We start from the raw sequence: 18137 nt of genomic DNA, 5'->3' as shown, positions 1-18137 counted from the left end.
AGACCAATGTCTGAAATCTTGAATCATGGTATCTCAAGTCTAATAAATATACTGTACATCCTTTTGTACGAACAGCCTTTAGGGTGGTTCTAGCAGAGGGGCTCACCTGTTCCCATTCCGAACACAGAAGTTAAGCCCTCTAGCGCCGATGGTACTGCGACAAGCGGGAGAGTAGGTCGCCGCCAGTTTTTCAGACGCTCATCATTCATTTGATGGGCGTTTTTTTTGCTACCTGCCCCATCCATCCACCCACCCATCCATCTGCCCGGACGGCACCGCCCGCGAAGGCCCGTGGGACACCGGAGACCCCAAATCCACACAGAGAGAGCTATTGGTCGTTCGTCATAATGAATGGAGATACATATCAATCTTATTTTTATGTATTTTAGTATTCTTAATTATTAGGATGAAAGATATTAAAATAGAATTCAGAAAACCGATATATCCAATTGGTAAATCACTCGAAGAATACCTTGAGAAAAATAACAGAACTACTCATATCAAAATCTTTTATGAAGATCTTTTGAGATTTTCGGGTTATACTTCGTTAGTTGATAAAGATGGAAAAGATACTTATTGGCTGGATGTTTTCTATCCTGAATTTGAATATTTGGAAATTGAAGCTAGTCTTAATAAGATATATACACTTTTACATTCGGATGGTGATGAAGAAACCTTACCTTTTTTAAAGGTTGATTCTATTCATTTCTGCACTTTTGGAAACTCTAAACCGTTTAGAATTAGGGTAAGGAATATCCTTAATGATAATTATACCAACTTCTACATCAAAAAAGCTGATGCTTCCAGAATTTATGGATTAGAGTTTGAAGATATATTTTCACCTAACAGATTCAATTTTCTTGTTTATAAAGATACTTTGATCGAAGAACACATTCTTGGCATACCAGGCGATGTCTTTATCGAAAATTATTTATCAGACTGTACTGAACTTGAAAAAGCTCAAATTGCCAAGGAATTTGTAAAATTCAATGAAAGATGTATGATAGGATTGCTAGGTGATATGCGTTCATATAACTATGTGGTGATTCCTATTCACGATTTTGACCAGGTTGTTTACAGAATTAGAGCAATCGATTTTGACCAGCAGAGTTACGAAGGACAACTTAAAATATACGTTCCCCAATATTTTAAAGAAAATACTAAAATGGTGGAACTCGTAAATGAAAAACTAAAACCTAATTCTGTAGAGCAATACAGAAAAGAAGTGAGGTCTGCAATTGCTAAAAGAGTTTTGACCAGTAATCAAAGATATAAGGATTTGATAGAAATTATGAAAACTGATAGCATTTCTACACCAGAAAAAATATCAGAATTGAGTACTTCTCTTCAAAAGCTGACTTACAATTCTCAGTTTAAGAAATGTAAAAATATGGGCGAGATATTGGAGACAGGAATTAACTTTATCATTAAAAATTACCAACATTCCCAAATAAAAAAATAGAGAAGCGCTATAAGCCGGATTCTGTTGAAGCTTGTTATTTATCTACGATTGACATTACTGAAAATCTTGAGCTGCTTACCCCTCATCAACGGACGAGCCGCCCTTGACTGATGATATACTTAGCATTGCACCGTATAGAGTTTACCTGGTTTCACTACAGCCGAACTGTACTTGCTTTCTGTTGCACTTGTCCTATTTTCACAAATGACGGATGTTATCCGCTATACTGCCCTATGGTGTCCGGACTTTCCTACCCAAAAATGAATTTGGATCAACAAGCCACGCTTCTCAGTTGGCAAAAATACTTAATTATAACTTAATTCTTTATCATTTTCTGAGATAAAATAAGCTGTCCATCTTTATAAGCATTGATGATATAATTCTGAGAATTGAGTCTAGAGATATCTATCTTATCTTGTTGATTAGGTTCTATATTTTGTTTTTTGATTAATTTTCCGGAAGCATCAAGAATTTCGACCTTGATTTTCTCATTGAAAATTGATTTACTTTCTAAGATGAAATAATCTTTCGCAGGATTTGGATAAAGGATAAAATCATATTCATTTGATTTGATATCCGAAACTCCAAGTTGTGTTTTATTGATCGTCCAGCTAATGGTGGAAAGATGGATCGTACTGTGATTATTAGTTCTTACCATTGTTGTATTATCATAAACACTGAAGAGAACGGTATTATTTCCAACATTCAATTGATCCGGTTGAATTGTGATATTACTGACATCATTCTGAATAGTTGTTCCATTGACCTTCCACTCGGATTTTAAAGTATTGGGAATTGGGAGAATTAAGTTTACTACTAAATCAATATTTGAATTTGTATTAATTGTAGAAGTATTTGTTGGTGTAAAACCATCAATAGGATTTTTCACCGTATGGATTTTTTCAACCAAAGTTTCTTTACAGACATTACAAAATTGTTTGTTCAGATACCGCATTTCACAGTTCTGATGCGGACGATACCAAGCTGTATTTTCAGTAAATTGATAAATTCCGACACTTCCTGTGTTCAGCCAATTTTTCCAACGAACCGTTGCTGGGTCAGAAGTTTTTGTTTTATTCGGAGATTCTCCGGAACCGGAAAACCAGTACTCATCAGCCAATTTTCCGAAAGAATGCCCTAACTCGTGATAGGCAACATCCGGAGCTTGTTCATTTCTTGAAAGGAAAGCATACGTTCCGCCACAACCTCCATATTCTGTATCATTTCCTAAAATTAAAGCCATATCGAACTCAGGGATATTAGCAGCTAAAGTTTGAGTGACTTTGTTTGTATTTCCATAGATACAACGATGCGTTCCGGAAGTGTCGTAAGAGGTATTGAAATAATTAGTCGGATTAGAAACAGGAATCACAGGTTCTGTAACATCAGTCGCAGTTGCCGGATGTTTTACGCCACTTTGGGGAGAGATCACTTTAAGCGCATAAACATTGAAATAATTTTTATAATTGGAGTAAGGCTGCTTATTCAGCAGATAATCCGAGACGAAAGTTGCATCTTCCATAAAAGCGGATTGCTCACTTGCTGTATAGCCATCTCCTAGAATAACCAGATTAATTCTCTTATCCTTCGGGCCATTTTCTACAAGCGGAACCAAATCAAAGATCTGCGCTTCGGAAAAACCTGAAATTAAGATCAATAAGAAGTAAAAATATTTCATAACTATTATAATTTTAATTTGAAAATGAGGGTAGAATTATTGTTCTCTATTTTGTGAATTTCCATCTCGGCAACATTTCCATTATCATTATACCTGTAGAAAAATTCAGCTTTGTCCAGTTTGCCAATTTGTTTTTCCATCGAGTCTTTGTCGTAAGATTCAAAAACAGGAGACAAAGGATCATCAATGATTGATGTTTTGTAGATCTTATTATTCTTATCCAGCAAAACAATTTTATAATTACTATTGGTAATATCTTTTGCGGTTCCAAATTCCTCATTTTTAAAGAATCCATCAGACACTTTTTTGTCCGTTAATTTCACGATCTCTTTTCCGTCAGATGCTCTTTCAACTTCAAAAAAAAGATAAACCATTTTAGGTTTCGTTTCCTGAGTATTATTCTGATTTCGAATTCCCGCTTGATTTGGCAACTGATTTGTACAACTGAAAACAGAAATCAATAAGCAATTGAGTAGTGATCTGATAATTTTATTAATAATCATAAGTCAAATATAACCAATAATATATAATGAAATTAACATTTGTTTAACAAAATAATTAAAACTATAAGAATTACTTAAAAAAAACGAATAAATTCTTATCTTCGTTCTCGGAATGGAGAATAAACAGAAAGCGTTTTCTAAATTAATAAAGGATAATCAAGGACTTATTATCAAGGTCTCACGCCTTTATACCCATTCTTTGGAAGACCAAGAAGACCTTTTTCAGGAGATCGTGTTACAACTTTGGAAATCTTACGACTCATTCCAGGGTAACTCCAAAATCTCAACTTGGATGTACAGAGTAGCACTTAATACCGCAATTACATTATTCAGAAAAAGAACACGACAACCGCAAACAGATGAATTACAGGATTTTCACAGCAAAAATTTTTTAGAAGATTCTGATGAAAAGCAGCAGCAGATCTCTTTATTGTACAAGGTCATAAAGATGTTGCCGGATGTGGAAAGAGCAATTGTAATGATGTATCTGGATGATGAACCTTACAAAGAGATTGCGGACACACTGGGGATTACAGAGGTTAATGCCCGTGTGAAAATGAACAGACTAAAGAAAACATTAAAAGAATTAATGATAAAGCATGCCTAGCTCAGAAGACTTTGATATAGATTCGTTGAAAAAAACGTGGCAAGACCAAACGATTTCTGATGGATACGATCAGGATGAAATCGAAGTGATGCTCAACAGAAAATCCAGAAATTATGTAAAATACATACTTTGGATCAGCATTGCCGAATTTGTTATTTTCGGTCTTATCAATTTTATTGCGCTTTTTTCAGCAGATTTTCATACCGATTTTACGAATATTCTCAATAAACTTCAGATCAAAAATCAATCTCAAGTCGAGTTTTCTTTGGATAGGATCTATAATTGGATGAAGATTGTAAGTCTCCTCATCACAGGCATTTTTGTTATTATTTTTTACAGGAATTATAAAAAAATTACGATTGAATCTGACCTCAAAAAATTTATCACACATATTTTAGATTTTAAAAAAGCCGTTAATCTGTTTATTTTCAGTAATATCATTTTGTTGCTTTTGTTCATAGGTAGCTTTACAAGTTTTATTATTTTTACAATAAGACAGCAAAATATTAAGATAGACAACCCAACATTTTGGGGGCTGGTAACTGGTGTTATATTCAGTCTGTTGATTTGTATCATTATCATTTTGCTTTATTACAGGATCGCTTACGGTATTATTTTGAAAAGGCTTTCCTGGAATTTGAAACAACTGGAAAAGATAGATTCGGAAAAAGATATCTAACTGATTTTTTTGATCCGGATAGGTTAGCCTGCGAAAGATTCATGATTTTATTTTGCGTTAAAGTTCTGTCGATGGATTATGACTTTGATACAATTTTTCCTATCTTTGCACCCACTAAAAAAGATCTTTGAAATGCTGGGAAGACGACAAATTCGCGAAAAAATTGTAGAATCTCTATATTCTTATTATCAAAACCCCATCAAGTTTGATATCCTGGAGAAAAATATGTTCTCAGAAATCAACAAAATCTACCATCTTTATATCTATGAGCTTAATTTTCTAGTTGGATTAAAGCGTTTAGCCGAAAACCAAATTGAGATAGGAAAGAACAAATATCTTAAAACTCAACAAGATATAGACCCAAACCAAAAGTTGATCAGAAACCAGATCTTACTTCAGTTAGAAAATAACGAGGAGAGAAGGAGCTTCTCTGAAAAACATAAAGAACTGGTCTGGGATCCCAATGATGAGCTACTTGTAAAAACATTTCAAAGAATCAAAGCCGGAAAACGTTATCAGGATTATATGGCTGATAGTGAGATATCCTTCGAAGATGACCAGAAATTCATTGGTAAATTATTCTTAAGATACGTTGCAGAGAATACAGATCTGCACGAGAGATTCGAAGAAAAAGAAATGTCTTGGGCAGATGACTTTCATATCGCTAATTCCATGATCCAGAAAACCATTGGGTTTATGAAAGAGTCAGAATCTTCTCACACGCTGATAAAAATGTTGAAGGATGATGAAGATGAAGAATTCGCAAGAAAACTATTAAGAAGGTCTCTTAATAATTGGGAGGAAACAGAGAAGAAATTGAAAGCGAAGCTGCTGAACTGGGACCTGGAAAGAATTTCTCTTATCGATAGGATTATTCTTGTCGCGGCCATTACAGAATTGGACAGCTTTCCATTAACAGCCTCCAGAATTATTATCAATGAATATATTGATGTTTCCAAAGTCTATGGAACAGAAAAATCCAATATTTTTATCAACGGGATTTTGGACAAATACACAAAGGATATTAATCGAATATAAAATATTTTTAATATGAAATCAATCAAAATATTAGCAGTAGCTGCACTTTGCACACTTGCTTTTTCTTGTAACAAAAAAGAAGAAACGTCTTCTGTAAAAAGCTCTGATTCAGCACAGGCAAGTACTGTTGTGGACGCTCTTTCTCAAGAGTCTGTTAATCCAGATGATGCAGCATTGGTAAAAGAAGCACAAAGCAAACCCTTGACAACTATCGCGTTCAGCGAGACTGACCATAACTTTGGAGACATCAAAAAAGGAGAAAAAGTAGAGCATATCTATGAAGTGACCAATACGGGGACCAACCCATTGATCATTTCTAACGTGAAGCCAGGTTGCGGATGTACAGTTCCTGATTTTACGAAAGAACCAATTTTGCCAGGACAAAAAGGCAAGATCACTTTACATTTTGATTCTACAAACTTCGACGGAGCGGTTAACAAAGTGGCTGATGTTTTCGTGAATGTAGAAAAAGCACCAGTTCGTTTAACATTCTCAGCTAACATTTTACCATAAGATTATGCTTACAATATTTTTACAGGCAGGACCGCCAGCACAGTCGATGACACCAACACTGCTAATGATCGGATTGATGTTCGTTGGATTTTATTTCCTGATGATCCGTCCACAGATGAGAAAACAGAAGCAGGAAAAATCTTTCCAGGAAGCACTTAAGCCAGGTGCAAAAGTAGTAACTACTTCCGGAATGCACGGAACGATCTTTTCTATTAATGAAGATGGTGTAGTTTTAGAAACATTGAGCGGGAAGCTTAAATTCGAGAAAGCTGCTATCTCCAGAGATTTCACGATCGCAAGATTTCCGGAAACTTTTGGAGTGGAAAAAAAGAAATAATTTAAATTTTAATTAAATATAACAAGCCTGAATCATTGATTCAGGCTTGTTTGTTTTATCATAAAATTATTAAATCATCACTTCGTCACATTATCAATAAATTCCAAAACCGAATCCTTGCTCCAGTCCATCGAACTATCTTCCTTTTTAAAAATCCTTCCATCTTTCCCGATCAAATAGGTTGTAGGAAAAGCAACAGGCAGAACCTTTGGGTCAAGCGGACTTTCTGCAATATAGACCGGAACCGTATAATTATTCTCTTTCAAGAATTTTTTAACATCTTCCTCTTGATCCTGCATTGCAATCAGCGCAAATTCAAGCTTATCTTTTTTTAGATCATAAAGCTTTTGAATAGTTGGCCATTCTGTTCTGCAAGGCGGACACCAGGTTCCCCAAAAATTCAGGAAAAGAACTTTTCCACGGAGGTTTTTCAGATTCGTACTGCTTGTATTGATTCCTTTCAGATCGATGTCTAAAACCTCATCAGAAAGCATCGTTTCATTATTGATTTTCGCCACCGTTGGGCTCATTGCCATTTGTTCCGATACAAAATCACGAAGCGGTTTTATGAGCGCAAAAGCTGACAAAACTACAATCAGAATAATATAGATTATATTTTTTCTCAGAAAATTCATCTTGCTTAATTTAAAGTAATTCCAAAAGTTCCTCTATTGTATCAAAACCTCTGTTTTTTGCATAATAAGTCTGCAACTCGACATAGAATTGATCTCTTGTGAATTCTTCCGGATTTGCTTTATGTTTTTCCAAGAGTTCAGTTCCGTGTTTTGGTCTCGGTCCCCAATGCGCAATTTCATTAAATTCTTCATCCAGAAAAATCACAATTGGAATAGATTTTCCACCATTGGTCAAATAATTGTCGATCAGACTTGGTTCCTGGTCACGATATGTTATCCTAACTTCAAACTGTTCAAAAAACTTCACAACAACAGGGATCACCTGGCTCGCATCACCACACCAGGCTTCGGAAATGATCAAGATTTTCCCATTGAACTTTTTCTTTGCAAAAGTTTCAACCTGTTCAGAATTCGGAAGATATTTGTCCCACATTCTGTTCATTCTTTGGATTCCGAGTCTGTAATACTCAGCGTAATCAGCTTCCTGAGTATTCTTTGGATTTCCTAATCGTTCTCCTGCATCCCGAAGATATTCGGTATAAGAAACAGCACTATCCCAAAATTGTTTGATGTCCATTATATTTTTCTGGTTTTATTGATTAAATACATATCTGCCAATACAAATGCGGCCAGACTTTCCACGATAGGGACGGCTCTCGGGACTACGCAGGGATCATGTCTTCCTTTACCTTCTACAGTTACAGACTCGCCGTCTTTGTTGATGCTTTCCTGTGGGCGGAGAATGGTTGCAACCGGTTTGAAAGCCGCCCGGAAATAGATGTCCATTCCGTTTGAGATTCCACCTTGGATTCCGCCGGAAAGATTGGATTGCGTGGATCCGTCTTGATTGAAAAGGTCGTTATGTTCCTTTCCTGTCATTTTCGCACCACAGAAACCGCTTCCGTATTCAAAACCTTTGCAGGCATTGATATTCAGCATTGCTTTCCCCAATTCTGCATGCAGCTTATTGAAGATCGGTTCGCCCAATCCAACCGGAACATTCTTGATGACACAAGTTACCGTTCCGCCGATTGTATTGCCTTCTTTCTTTATTTCTTTGATTCTTTCGATCATTTTCTCGGCCGTTTCCTCATCCGGACAACGAACGATGTTACTTTCTGTTTTAGAAAAATCTAAAGCCTGGTAAGGTTTCTCACAGAAGATCTCTCCAACTGATGAAACATAAGCATTGATTTCAATTTCAGGAAGAAGTTGTTTTGCCAAAGCACCGGCAACAACCCAATTCAAGGTTTCACGCGCAGAAGATTTTCCACCGCCACGATAATCCCGTATCCCGAATTTTTGATCATAAGTATAATCAGCATGACTTGGTCGATAAGCCTGCGCAATATGGTCGTAATCTTTGGAACGCTGGTTTTCATTTTCTACAATGAATCCGATTGGTGTTCCGGTTGTTTTTCCATCGAAAATCCCAGACAGAAATCGAACTTTATCGCCTTCTTTTCTTTGTGTAACAATCGCAGATTGTCCTGGTTTTCTACGGTCAAGCTCGAGTTGAACTTTCTCTATATCGATTTCCAGACCAGCCGGAAAGTTGGTAATTATTCCGCCGTAAGCTTCCCCGTGACTTTCGCCAAAGGAAGAAAGCGTCAAAAAGTTTCCTAAAACATTAAACATAAATAGAAGTTAGATGTTAGAAATCAGAAGTTAGACCTTAAAATAAAGGTTTTTCTGAAGTCAATAATTTCTTTAATACTTACAAATTTACGGATTTTAGAATGGACTAATATCTAAAATCTAACTTCTAATATCTATTTTTACAAAATGAATACTCGCAAAACTGTTCTGATTCTAGGTGCTAATTCGGATGTGGCAAAGCAAGCCATCAAGCTTTACATTAATAAAGGCTTTTCCGTGATTGCCGCTTCCAGAGATCTGAAATCTCTGGAAAAATTTGCTGATGAAAACAATCTGGACAAATCCAAATTTGAAATCAAATATTTCGATGCAACAGATTTTGCTTCTCATCAATATTTCTATGATGAATTATCTGTAAAACCAAATATTGTTGTTTATGCAGCCGGATTTTTAGTGGAAAATCAGGAAGCTTTAAGAAATTTCGAAGGAACATTTGAAATGATGAAAACCAATTACATCGGTGCGGTTTCTATTCTGAACATCATCGCAACAGATAAATCGAATGAAAATCTGGAAAGAATTATTGGTTTGTCATCGTTGTCAGGCGTGCGTGGTCGAAAGAGTAATTTCGTTTATGGCAGTACCAAATCAGCCTTCACACAATATTTGGCAGGACTCCGACAAGAATTGAATTCAAGAAAAGTTGTAGTGAATGTTTTAGTGATTGGCTACATTAATACAAAAATCAATGCTGGGCTGGAACTTAACAAAAACCTGATTATGGAACCGGCTTATGTTGCTAAATTTATTATTAATGCCGGAACCTCATTTGAAATTGTTCCCAACTGGAAATGGAAAATCATCTACTGGATTCTAAAATTGTCTCCGGAGTTTTTGGTGGCGAAATTGCCTTAAGATATAAAAATTTAATTCATACTTTTTTAGTATGAATTAAAAATTATTTTATAGTTTTGTCCTATAAAATAATTTTTGATGGAACTGAAATCATTGGATAAAGTCAGTAATCTTACTTCAGACCAGTTTGTTTCTCAATATATGAAACCGAATATTCCTGTAATCATTGAGGATTTTGTTGATTCTAAGAGTGCTGCATTCCAAAAATGGAATTATGATTATTTCAAGGAAATTGCCGGAGAAAAAGAGGTTGATGTTTATGGCGGGGAAATCCATTCTCTCAACAGAGCTGCCAGCAAACCAATTGCTAAAATGACTTTTGCAGAATATCTTGACCTCATTTCCGAAAAGGCAACAGAATATCGCTTGTTTCTTTTTAATCTACTTACCATCAAACCGGAACTCAAAAAAGATATTCAGTACAGGGATATTACGAAGGGGAAAGTTCTGCATAGGTTGCCATTTATGTTTTTCGGAGGCGAAGGTTCCAACACCCGAAATCATGTTGATATTGATATGTCACACGTTTTTCTGACACAATATCAAGGGATTAAAAGAGTCTGGCTTTTTCCGCTCAACCAATCTGATTTGCTTTATAAATTGCCTTACAATTTTCATAGCATCACCAATCTTAAAACTTCCAATCCGGAAGAATTCCCAGGATTGAAATATCTAAAAGGCTACGAAGCAGTTCTGAAACCTGGTCAAACGCTTTATATGCCTTCCGGATGGTGGCATTTTATCCAATATGAAACAGAAGGATATTCTATCTCGGTAAGAGCGTTACCATCGAAATTAATAGAAAAATGGCGAGGATTCAGGAATCTGGTATTCACACGGCATTTTGATAACCTGATGAGAAAACTTTTCAAGGAAAAATGGTTCGATTATAAAGTTTCAGTTGCCAAAAAAAGAGCTCAAAACGCCATTGACAAAATCGAAGGAAAACATATTCTGGACGATATTCCTGATATACCGATACATTTTTGATAAATAAAAAGCGGAGAAAAATTTCCCCGCTTCTGATCTATGCTTTTAAATCCAATTTCAATTCCAACTCAGTAAGTTGTTCCTGATGAATTGGCGCTGGTGCGTCAATCATCACATCCCTTCCTGAATTGTTTTTAGGGAATGCGATGTAATCTCTAATAACTTCATTTCCGTCCAGGATTGCAACCAATCTATCAAATCCGAACGCCAAACCACCGTGAGGCGGCGCTCCATATTTGAAGGCGTTCATCAGGAATCCGAATTGTGCTTCTGCTTCTTCTTTTGAGAATCCTAAAAGGTCAAACATTCTTGACTGCAGATCTTTATCAAAAATCCTGATAGAACCGCCACCGATTTCGTTTCCGTTCAAGACCAGATCGTAGGCGTTGGCTCTTGCTTTTCCCGGGTCGGTTTCCAATAAACCAAAGTCTTCGGTTTTCGGAGAAGTGAATGGATGGTGCATCGCATGGTATCTTCCGGATTCTTCATCAAATTCCAACAAAGGAAAATCTACAACCCAAAGTGGTGCAAATTCGTTTCCTTTTCTCAATCCGAGACGATTTCCTAATTCCATTCTCAAAGCTGAAAGCTGTATTCTAACTTTATCTGCATTTCCGCTCATTAAGAACATCAAATCTCCTGCTTTTGCTCCGAATTTCTCAGTGATTTTCTTCAAATCTTCTTCAGAATAGAATTTGTTAACTGATGAAGTCACAACGCCATCATTCTGGAATTTGATCCAGACCATTCCGGTAGCTCCGATCTGTGGACGTTTTACCCAATCGATCAATTCATCGATTTGTTTTCTGGTGTAATCGGCAATGCCTTCAACATTGATTCCAACAACCAATTCCGAATCATCGAATATTTTGAAATCTTTTCCTTTTACCAACTCATTCAGTTCCACGAACTCCATTCCGAAACGGATGTCCGGTTTGTCGTTTCCGTATTTCTGCATGGCATCAGCAAATGTCATTCTTGGGAAATCTTGGAAATCTTGTCCAGTAATATCTTTCAATAAAGTTTTGGTCATTCCTTCGAAAACATTCATAATGTCTTCCTGCTCTACAAAAGCCATTTCGCAATCGATTTGGGTGAATTCCGGCTGTCTGTCGGCACGCAAGTCTTCGTCACGAAAACATTTCACGATTTGGAAATATCTGTCCATTCCGCCAACCATCAGCAATTGTTTGAAAGTCTGTGGCGATTGTGGCAAAGCGTAGAACTGTCCGGGATTCATTCTGCTTGGAACTACGAAATCTCTTGCACCTTCCGGAGTTGACTTGATCAAAACCGGTGTTTCAACCTCGATGAAGCCGTTGTCAGAAAGATAATTTCTGACTTTCTGCGCCATTTTGTGACGGAAGATCAGTTTGTCTTTTACAGGATTTCTTCTGATATCCAGATATCTGTATTTCATTCTCAATTCTTCTCCACCATCGGTTTCATCTTCGATAGTAAAAGGAGGTAGTTGAGATTCATTTAAAATATTAAGCTTTTCAACTAAGATCTCGATATCGCCGGTTGGGATTTTCGGGTTTTTGGAAGCACGTTCGATAACGGTTCCCTCTACCTGAATCACAAATTCGCGTCCTAATTTCTTAGCCGATTCCAAAAGTTCTTTTGAGCTTCTTTCTTCGTCCAAAACCAATTGTGTAATTCCGTAACGGTCTCGCAAATCTATCCAAATCATAAAACCTTTGTCACGGATGGTTTGTACCCAACCGGAAAGAGTTACTTTTTCATTCAGATTTGCCAGCGTCAGTTCGCCGTTTGTGTGTGTACGGAACATTGTTTTTAAGATGTTAGATGTTAGACTTTAGATATTAGACTTTTAGTAGCCTAATTTCCGAGTGCAAAGATAATGATTTGTACGCATCTGACCTTGAGAAAAATATGCGGATTGACTTCCTTCTGTTCCAATGGAACTCGTTCCGATAAATTGCGATGTAGATCCCATTATAGAATAAGACCTTATATAATTTGTAAAAAAAATGCCACCCATTTTGGGCGGCATTATCTTCATCATTTATGTTTACCAACTATTCTTCTGATGTATTTTACACTTACCTTATCGTTTTCAAATTCTAGAAACAGAACGGTTCTGATGCCCCACCAGTTTTTGCTTAATTCATAGTACCAAACATTATCCGGATAGAAATTAAAGCCGTCTCCCAGCTCTTCCTGCACTTCTTTTTTGGTCATACCCATAACGTGATAGCTTTGTGCGTCTTTTTTTCTCATCTGTATTAAGTAGAGATTTTAAACTTATGATTATTGTTTTATGATTGTACGGTTTACAACCCAATGAAAAATTAAGGCATTACTTTTACGTTCCGAAGTCCATTTTTTAGGTCTTAGACCCCATTTTTGATGTCCTGAACCCCAAATTTGGGGTTGTACAACCTCATTGTTGCACTTCGGAACGTCAAAAATGAGGATTTATTGATTATTTTGTAGGTTCAAAAATCAATTGCGTCGGGCTTTAGCCCGATGAAAGGTTTTGCAGAATCAAAAAGGCTTTAGCCAAAATCGACAATAAGTTTTGGCTAAAGCCGACTCTTCATCATTCTTTTTGAAAACGGCGGGCTAAAGCCCATTCCTATTGATGCTTAGAGTTGATTTAACACTAATTATCATAAGCTGCTTAAGATTCATCAACAAAGTTCCATCAGTCATTTCAAACCATCAAGGTGTCAAAAACCTTGATGGTTTAACAACTTTATGGAAAAACTGAGAATTATTTTAATAATGTAAGGGTAAAACTATTTTCTGCAAAACCTGCACGAACAGCGTATGAGGTACAAGAACCTGCACTCCCGCTAATCCGAACAAACATATAATAAGTACCAGCTGTTAAATACGCTGTTTGCGTTGTATAGATAAAGTCATAAATACCATGTCCTGCAGGCATATGAGCATCCTGAACAGGAAAAGCGGAAGTAGCCAAATCAAAAACGGTAGAACTGTTTTTATTTAGATTGAAAGCTAAAACATCATTGCATCCTCGGGGGGCTTTATCTGCAATATATCGGGTAGTAATCATATATTGCCCAGGAACAGTTACTACAGCAGAAGCTCCTGTATATGTCATAGTAGATGGATTAGACACAACAGAAGTGCTAACTCCCGCAGTAGAGTTTATAGTAAGAGGAGGTACAGATGCTGGTAATGCCCAACTTGCATTTCCGTTGGCATCAGAAACCAAAACTTTCCCAGCTCCTTGAGAACCGTCTTCCAGACGGAAACCTGTACCGGCTCCGGCGGTGCTTTTTATGTCGACTTTGGTGGTAGGAACCCTGGTTCCGAACCCTACATTTCCGTTAGACCTAACAACCATTATATCAGGAAGACGGGTTCCGTTGTCCCAACCTTCTAGAAATAGGGAGTTTGCTCCGTCCGGAAGCGCAGTATAGGCATCCGACAAAGCATACCATTTGAATCCTTTGGATGTTGCATCACTAAGGCTGTTTGAGTTTGTTCTTTTTGTAAAATAGATAAGGGAGCTTTGCCCGTTTGCATTAGCACCGGACTGGCTGAGAGAGAGGTAGGAACCGTTGTTCAAAGTGTCCCCGATCTCAAAGTTATAACGCGGTGTTTTGAAACCAACGCCCACTTTTCCCATTTGATAAATATCCTGAGTATTGGAGGTTGCCCCTGCGTTGGTCGCCGCATCATACCAAGGTTCTGTTCCGGCAGCTGTGGCAGTCCCGCTATTGAACTTTTGCCAGATGTTGCCATCAAAATAATAGTAGCCTTCTGCCGCAATGTTGACGGTCTTGGCACCACTCACACCTGCATCAGAACTTGCGCTGGTTGCATAGACGATGGTTCCCTTTTGTTCTGCGAGATACTTCGCGTCTTTTCCTCTGATTTCCTCACCCGTAAGTCTTGGAGCAATGATACCTTCCGGTTTGCTGCCATCTGTAGTTTTTGCGCTGACATCCAAAGTTGCTTTTGGATCTTCATTATTGATTCCGACCTGGCCGAAAATAAAATTGGCGGCAACAACCGCTGTCACAAAAAATCCTTTTTTCATCATAATGTTTACATTTTTCATTTTTATAAAAATTCTTATTGTGTTTTTAGAAAGCACAAAAGTAGAATTCAAAATGATAAAAAATGAGGAAGATAATCTCGAAATTAATAATTACAGGAATATGTAAATTGAATTAAATGCCTGATAGTTAAAAAGTTATGAATTTGTTTTGATGGTTTTGAAGAGGGGCAGATTATTGAGCGATTTCAATAGAAAAAATGTTGTTTCAGCTACCAGGTCTAAAAAACAGATTGATAATTGGTATTGATAAAGGTTGGGATTTTTAGCAAGGTCTCAAATCTTGACAAGGCTACTATTATCAATTCTCCGGAACCTGTCTTTCTTTTGTTAGAAACTTTACGAAATTGGAAGGTGAAACTCCGGCAAGATTTGAGAAAGCAATTGTAAACGTGTTGTGCGAAGAGAACCCACATTCTTCCGCTAAATGGCTGATCTTATATTTCAAATATTGGGGGTCATTTTTAAGTTTTTGAATGATATAATTGATCCTCAGCTCATTGATGTAATTGTTGAAATTTTTATTTTTATTGCTGTTGATGACCGTAGAAAGATAGGCGGTATTGGTGCCGAGGGATTCTGCCATAGAAGAGAGAGACAGGTTTTTGTTTTTGAAGCCTTCCGATCTTTCAAACTTCTCCAGTTTTTTCAAGATCTCGACCTCTTTATCAGAAGAGACGGAAAATGTTGTTTTCTCAGCAGCGGAATTGGAAATTACAGGTGCGGGAATCAGCGATTCCTGGTTTTGCAGCTTCTCTATTATTTTTTGGTAATTGGCAAATTGTTTTTTGGATTTATTTTTATTGATGATAAGCAGTGCCGTGAAAACGAGAAGGATTAAAAATATAATAGCTAGTAACAGCTTCTTTTGTATGGAAAATCCCTTGTCTTTTTCCTCAATGATCTGTTTATGAACAGACTGGGCCGCAAAATATTTTTCAGAATCCTGCTCCGCCTGTAGTTCCTTGTATTTGATTCTATAAGACATCGATTTGTCATTTTCATTCAATTCCAGATAGACATTAGATAATTCATCATAAATATAGGCTAAAAGGTCCGGTTTGTATTTTGCAAGTTTCTCGGCTATTAAAAGATGCTCCAATGCTTTTTGCCATTGTCCTTTCTTCATGTATATATTACCGATGTTATAATTCAGGACACCTTTCATTATGGGATTTTCCTTAGAAAATAAAAGACTGTTCTTATAGTTTTCTATTGCTTTATCGTAAATGTTTTTATTATCATAATAGGTCGCTAATATATTATAATCATAAGAGAGACGATAATTTTTATTTTTGATATCCTTTATTTTCTGGTGATTTTTAATAGCATTTCCGATAGACTCAAAATATTTGGATTGATCATGGTTTTGATAAATTATGGCATATTCTGTATAAATACTTCCTCTGGCTTGAAAATCTTTTTCGTCGACAACAGTAAGGGCTCTATCCAACGAAGCTAAGGCCTCTTTTCTCATTTCCAGTTTATTGAATTCTCTTCCCTGAAGACGATAAGCATCAGTTAGTAATATGGTGTTATTTTCTTCTTTTGCTCTTTTTTCAAGAAGCTTGGCATATTCTAACGATTTTTCTATTTTATTAATAAAATCATAATTATAACCCAATGTCAAAAGGCATTTCAACTCTAGTGTTGTATAATGATATTTTAAAGATTGCTGATAAAGTTTGATCGTTTCGTTTGTAGATTTTTCAGTGTCAGTTTCACTTAAAGCATCGGCTTGCTCATATTTTTTTAATAATTGAGCTTCTGTGACTTGGGCGGAACACCACAAAGAAAATATCAGAAAAAAAGAGAAAAAAAATCTTCTCCCTAATAAATTGATCATCATTCGCATATGTTTATGCAAAAATAGTACATATTCCCACTTGCTGCTTTATAGACAGATTGCAATTAAAAATACTAAGACTAAAAATCAGTTTTGAATATTGAAAATCAATATATTGTAATCTGAATCCGTAAAAAAACGAGTGACCTATGTAGGAAAGGAATTCGGAATTTCTTATTGCTGTAAGTAAATATTACCAATAAAGATCATGCCTATACAAAAATCTTAAATTACAATTTAAATAGGTTTCCGAACGTCAAAGATGAAGTTCTTTGACCTGAAAGAATGAAGTTTTTGCCCCAAAAAAGCTGAATTGCTATAGAAATTTTCCTAACTTCGTACAAATCAATAAAATATAATCTTATGGGAAAAGGTGACCAAAAATCTACCAAAGGAAAAAGAGTACGCGGAAGCTACGGAAAAACAAGGCCTAGAAAAGCCGCGAAAGCTGTTGTAATTGCAGAAAAGCCGGTAAAAGCGAAAGCCGAACCAAAGCCGAAAGTGGCTAAACCAAAAGCTGAAAAAGCTGAGGAAACAGAAGAAAAACCAAAAGTAAAACGAACAAAAAAAGCCGAAGAATAATCTTCGGCTTTTATATTTTTACAAGAAATTTATTTTCCAAAAATGCTTCCCAACAATCCGCCAAGTCCGCCTTGCTGGGACTGTTGCTGATTACCACCACCAAGAACGCTTCCTAAGATATCTCCCAAACCTCCGCCGGAAGATTGGGTCGCACCACCAAGGACGCTTCCAAGAATATTGTTCAATGGGTCATTGGATGCCTGAGCCTGTTGGGAAGAACTACCAAGGATCCCGCCTAACAGATCGCCTAATCCGCCTCCGGAATTAACATTGTTCGCCTGCTTCTGCTGACCGATGTAACCCATAATTACCGGAGCCAATGTTGCCAGAACAGGACCGATCTTGTCCATAGAAATTCCTGTGTTTGCAGATAATTGATTTTCGACGTTGGCTTTTTCCCCGCCAAAGATGTGACTCAGGATAGAATCGCCTTCTTGCTCTCTGTCCAGTGCTTGAGAAGGATTGTTCAGGATGCTGCCGTCGTGGTCTCTATCAAGTGCGGCATTCAGTTTGTCAGCTTCTTCCGGGTTTTCTGATTTCTTTTTCAGGTAACTGATGACCAAAGGCGCAGCTACAACTAGAAGTGCAATGATCTGATTTTTGCTGATCCCGAACTTGTTCTCAGCTTGTTCAGCGACTTGGTTTCCAGCGCTGCCAGTGATAAGGTCTAATAGACTCATAATTTATGTTTTTAAT

At 36.8% G+C, this 18137-nt stretch carries 19 protein-coding genes, 1 rRNA gene and 1 other RNA gene; 10 read left to right on the top strand and 11 right to left on the bottom strand.

The window, feature by feature from the left end:
• The first annotated feature begins 79 nt into the window (after nucleotides 1–79).
• Nucleotides 80–188, top strand: a 5S ribosomal RNA gene (gene rrf, locus K319_RS0111770).
• Nucleotides 189–406: 218 nt separating this feature from the next.
• Nucleotides 407–1462 carry a hypothetical protein gene (locus tag K319_RS0111765; protein WP_027383778.1) on the top strand — a complete coding sequence of 352 codons (1056 nt, stop codon included), beginning with the start codon at nucleotides 407–409 and terminating at the stop codon, nucleotides 1460–1462.
• Here the strand turns inward: K319_RS0111765 and rnpB are convergent.
• From rnpB to K319_RS0111755, 3 genes are all read right to left on the bottom strand, one after another.
• An RNA gene (gene rnpB, locus K319_RS21095) (RNase P RNA component class A) lies at nucleotides 1457–1753 on the bottom strand. The two genes, K319_RS0111765 and rnpB, sit on opposite strands and share 6 nt — an antisense overlap.
• Before the next feature lie 25 nt (nucleotides 1754–1778).
• Nucleotides 1779–3140: a peptidase M64 domain-containing protein gene (locus tag K319_RS0111760; protein ID WP_027383777.1), complete on the bottom strand. Its 1362-nt coding sequence runs from the start codon at nucleotides 3138–3140 to the stop codon at nucleotides 1779–1781.
• Nucleotides 3141–3145: 5 nt separating this feature from the next.
• Entirely contained in the window at nucleotides 3146–3514 is a 369-nt protein-coding gene (locus tag K319_RS0111755; RefSeq protein WP_169712668.1) for a hypothetical protein, read from the bottom strand.
• Between the two features lie 241 nt (nucleotides 3515–3755).
• Here K319_RS0111755 and K319_RS0111750 point away from each other — a divergent pair, with 241 nt between their 5' ends.
• From K319_RS0111750 to yajC, 5 genes are all read left to right on the top strand, one after another.
• Nucleotides 3756–4250: an RNA polymerase sigma factor gene (locus tag K319_RS0111750; RefSeq protein ID WP_027383775.1), complete on the top strand. Its 495-nt coding sequence runs from the start codon at nucleotides 3756–3758 to the stop codon at nucleotides 4248–4250.
• Nucleotides 4243–4929 carry a hypothetical protein gene (locus K319_RS0111745; protein ID WP_027383774.1) on the top strand — a complete coding sequence of 229 codons (687 nt, stop codon included), beginning with the start codon at nucleotides 4243–4245 and terminating at the stop codon, nucleotides 4927–4929. Before K319_RS0111750 ends, K319_RS0111745 begins: the two co-directional genes overlap by 8 nt.
• Before the next feature lie 132 nt (nucleotides 4930–5061).
• Nucleotides 5062–5967 (top strand): transcription antitermination protein NusB, encoded by a 906-nt coding sequence (locus K319_RS0111740; RefSeq protein WP_027383773.1) that lies wholly within the window; start codon nucleotides 5062–5064, stop codon nucleotides 5965–5967.
• A gap of 12 nt (nucleotides 5968–5979) precedes the next feature.
• The gene (locus K319_RS0111735) at nucleotides 5980–6480 is read left to right on the top strand and encodes a DUF1573 domain-containing protein (RefSeq protein ID WP_027383772.1); all 501 of its coding nucleotides are present in this window, start codon (nucleotides 5980–5982) and stop codon (nucleotides 6478–6480) included.
• A 4-nt stretch (nucleotides 6481–6484) separates the two neighbouring features.
• Entirely contained in the window at nucleotides 6485–6817 is a 333-nt protein-coding gene (yajC, locus tag K319_RS0111730; protein ID WP_027383771.1) for a preprotein translocase subunit YajC, read from the top strand.
• 77 nt (nucleotides 6818–6894) lie between these two features.
• Here the strand turns inward: yajC and K319_RS0111725 are convergent, their stop codons facing one another.
• The 3 genes from K319_RS0111725 to aroC are packed head-to-tail and all read right to left on the bottom strand — an operon-like array spanning nucleotide 6895 to nucleotide 9090.
• Complete coding sequence (locus K319_RS0111725; protein ID WP_027383770.1) at nucleotides 6895–7452, bottom strand: TlpA family protein disulfide reductase; 558 nt, start codon at nucleotides 7450–7452, stop codon at nucleotides 6895–6897.
• Nucleotides 7453–7462: 10 nt separating this feature from the next.
• Nucleotides 7463–8029, bottom strand: a complete 567-nt coding sequence (locus tag K319_RS0111720; protein WP_034671685.1) for a thioredoxin family protein — start codon at nucleotides 8027–8029, stop codon at nucleotides 7463–7465.
• Nucleotides 8029–9090 carry a chorismate synthase gene (aroC, locus tag K319_RS0111715; RefSeq protein WP_027383768.1) on the bottom strand — a complete coding sequence of 354 codons (1062 nt, stop codon included), beginning with the start codon at nucleotides 9088–9090 and terminating at the stop codon, nucleotides 8029–8031. Before aroC ends, K319_RS0111720 begins: the two co-directional genes overlap by 1 nt.
• A 147-nt stretch (nucleotides 9091–9237) precedes the next feature.
• Between aroC and K319_RS0111710 the strand changes: the two genes are divergently transcribed.
• Both K319_RS0111710 and K319_RS20310 read left to right on the top strand, forming a co-directional pair.
• Nucleotides 9238–9966 (top strand): SDR family NAD(P)-dependent oxidoreductase, encoded by a 729-nt coding sequence (locus tag K319_RS0111710; RefSeq protein ID WP_034671684.1) that lies wholly within the window; start codon nucleotides 9238–9240, stop codon nucleotides 9964–9966.
• 78 nt (nucleotides 9967–10044) lie between these two features.
• Complete coding sequence (locus tag K319_RS20310; protein WP_051230629.1) at nucleotides 10045–10956, top strand: cupin-like domain-containing protein; 912 nt, start codon at nucleotides 10045–10047, stop codon at nucleotides 10954–10956.
• Between the two features lie 37 nt (nucleotides 10957–10993).
• Here K319_RS20310 and aspS read toward each other — a convergent pair whose 3' ends face one another.
• The 4 genes from aspS to K319_RS0111675 form a co-directional block, all read right to left on the bottom strand.
• The gene (gene aspS, locus K319_RS0111700; RefSeq protein WP_027383766.1) at nucleotides 10994–12748 is read right to left on the bottom strand and encodes an aspartate--tRNA ligase; all 1755 of its coding nucleotides are present in this window, start codon (nucleotides 12746–12748) and stop codon (nucleotides 10994–10996) included.
• A gap of 233 nt (nucleotides 12749–12981) precedes the next feature.
• Nucleotides 12982–13200, bottom strand: a complete 219-nt coding sequence (locus K319_RS20305) for a hypothetical protein (protein ID WP_034671683.1) — start codon at nucleotides 13198–13200, stop codon at nucleotides 12982–12984.
• Nucleotides 13201–13696: 496 nt separating this feature from the next.
• Nucleotides 13697–15016 (bottom strand): hypothetical protein, encoded by a 1320-nt coding sequence (locus K319_RS0111690; RefSeq protein WP_027383765.1) that lies wholly within the window; start codon nucleotides 15014–15016, stop codon nucleotides 13697–13699.
• 298 nt (nucleotides 15017–15314) lie between these two features.
• Nucleotides 15315–16862, bottom strand: coding sequence for a helix-turn-helix domain-containing protein (locus tag K319_RS0111675; protein ID WP_169712667.1), 1548 nt, complete (start codon nucleotides 16860–16862; stop codon nucleotides 15315–15317).
• A 360-nt stretch (nucleotides 16863–17222) separates the two neighbouring features.
• Here K319_RS0111675 and K319_RS21875 point away from each other — a divergent pair, with 360 nt between their 5' ends.
• Complete coding sequence (locus tag K319_RS21875) at nucleotides 17223–17441, top strand: 30S ribosomal protein THX (RefSeq protein WP_034671682.1); 219 nt, start codon at nucleotides 17223–17225, stop codon at nucleotides 17439–17441.
• A 29-nt stretch (nucleotides 17442–17470) separates the two neighbouring features.
• Here K319_RS21875 and K319_RS0111665 read toward each other — a convergent pair whose 3' ends face one another.
• Entirely contained in the window at nucleotides 17471–18121 is a 651-nt protein-coding gene (locus K319_RS0111665) for a DUF937 domain-containing protein (protein ID WP_027383763.1), read from the bottom strand.
• Nucleotides 18122–18137: the final 16 nt, after the last annotated feature.

The sequence above is a fragment of the Epilithonimonas caeni DSM 17710 genome (genome assembly GCF_000426465.1).
Lineage (GTDB): Bacteria > Bacteroidota > Bacteroidia > Flavobacteriales > Weeksellaceae > Epilithonimonas > Epilithonimonas caeni.
The sequence above is the reverse complement of the archived record's forward strand: the minus strand, read 5'-3'. Positions and strand labels throughout refer to the sequence as shown.

Bases quoted from the DNA above. Each gene is read 5' to 3' on its own strand.
- K319_RS0111720 (WP_034671685.1), bottom strand. From the start codon at position 8,029: ATGGACATCAAACAATTTTGGGATAGTGCTGTTTCTTATACCGAATAT.
- K319_RS0111765 (WP_027383778.1), top strand. From the start codon at position 407: ATGAAAGATATTAAAATAGAATTCAGAAAACCGATATATCCAATTGGT.
- K319_RS0111755 (WP_169712668.1), bottom strand. From the start codon at position 3,514: ATGGTTTATCTTTTTTTTGAAGTTGAAAGAGCATCTGACGGAAAAGAG.
- K319_RS0111745 (WP_027383774.1), top strand. From the start codon at position 4,243: ATGCCTAGCTCAGAAGACTTTGATATAGATTCGTTGAAAAAAACGTGG.
- K319_RS20305 (WP_034671683.1), bottom strand. From the start codon at position 13,200: ATGAGAAAAAAAGACGCACAAAGCTATCACGTTATGGGTATGACCAAA.
- K319_RS0111750 (WP_027383775.1), top strand. From the start codon at position 3,756: ATGGAGAATAAACAGAAAGCGTTTTCTAAATTAATAAAGGATAATCAA.
- K319_RS0111710 (WP_034671684.1), top strand. From the start codon at position 9,238: ATGAATACTCGCAAAACTGTTCTGATTCTAGGTGCTAATTCGGATGTG.
- K319_RS0111760 (WP_027383777.1), bottom strand. From the start codon at position 3,140: ATGAAATATTTTTACTTCTTATTGATCTTAATTTCAGGTTTTTCCGAA.
- K319_RS0111675 (WP_169712667.1), bottom strand. From the start codon at position 16,862: ATGATGATCAATTTATTAGGGAGAAGATTTTTTTTCTCTTTTTTTCTG.
- K319_RS0111740 (WP_027383773.1), top strand. From the start codon at position 5,062: ATGCTGGGAAGACGACAAATTCGCGAAAAAATTGTAGAATCTCTATAT.
- K319_RS0111690 (WP_027383765.1), bottom strand. From the start codon at position 15,016: ATGAAAAATGTAAACATTATGATGAAAAAAGGATTTTTTGTGACAGCG.
- yajC (WP_027383771.1), top strand. From the start codon at position 6,485: ATGCTTACAATATTTTTACAGGCAGGACCGCCAGCACAGTCGATGACA.
- K319_RS20310 (WP_051230629.1), top strand. From the start codon at position 10,045: ATGGAACTGAAATCATTGGATAAAGTCAGTAATCTTACTTCAGACCAG.
- K319_RS0111725 (WP_027383770.1), bottom strand. From the start codon at position 7,452: ATGAATTTTCTGAGAAAAAATATAATCTATATTATTCTGATTGTAGTT.
- K319_RS21875 (WP_034671682.1), top strand. From the start codon at position 17,223: ATGGGAAAAGGTGACCAAAAATCTACCAAAGGAAAAAGAGTACGCGGA.
- K319_RS0111735 (WP_027383772.1), top strand. From the start codon at position 5,980: ATGAAATCAATCAAAATATTAGCAGTAGCTGCACTTTGCACACTTGCT.
- K319_RS0111665 (WP_027383763.1), bottom strand. From the start codon at position 18,121: ATGAGTCTATTAGACCTTATCACTGGCAGCGCTGGAAACCAAGTCGCT.
- aroC (WP_027383768.1), bottom strand. From the start codon at position 9,090: ATGTTTAATGTTTTAGGAAACTTTTTGACGCTTTCTTCCTTTGGCGAA.
- aspS (WP_027383766.1), bottom strand. From the start codon at position 12,748: ATGTTCCGTACACACACAAACGGCGAACTGACGCTGGCAAATCTGAAT.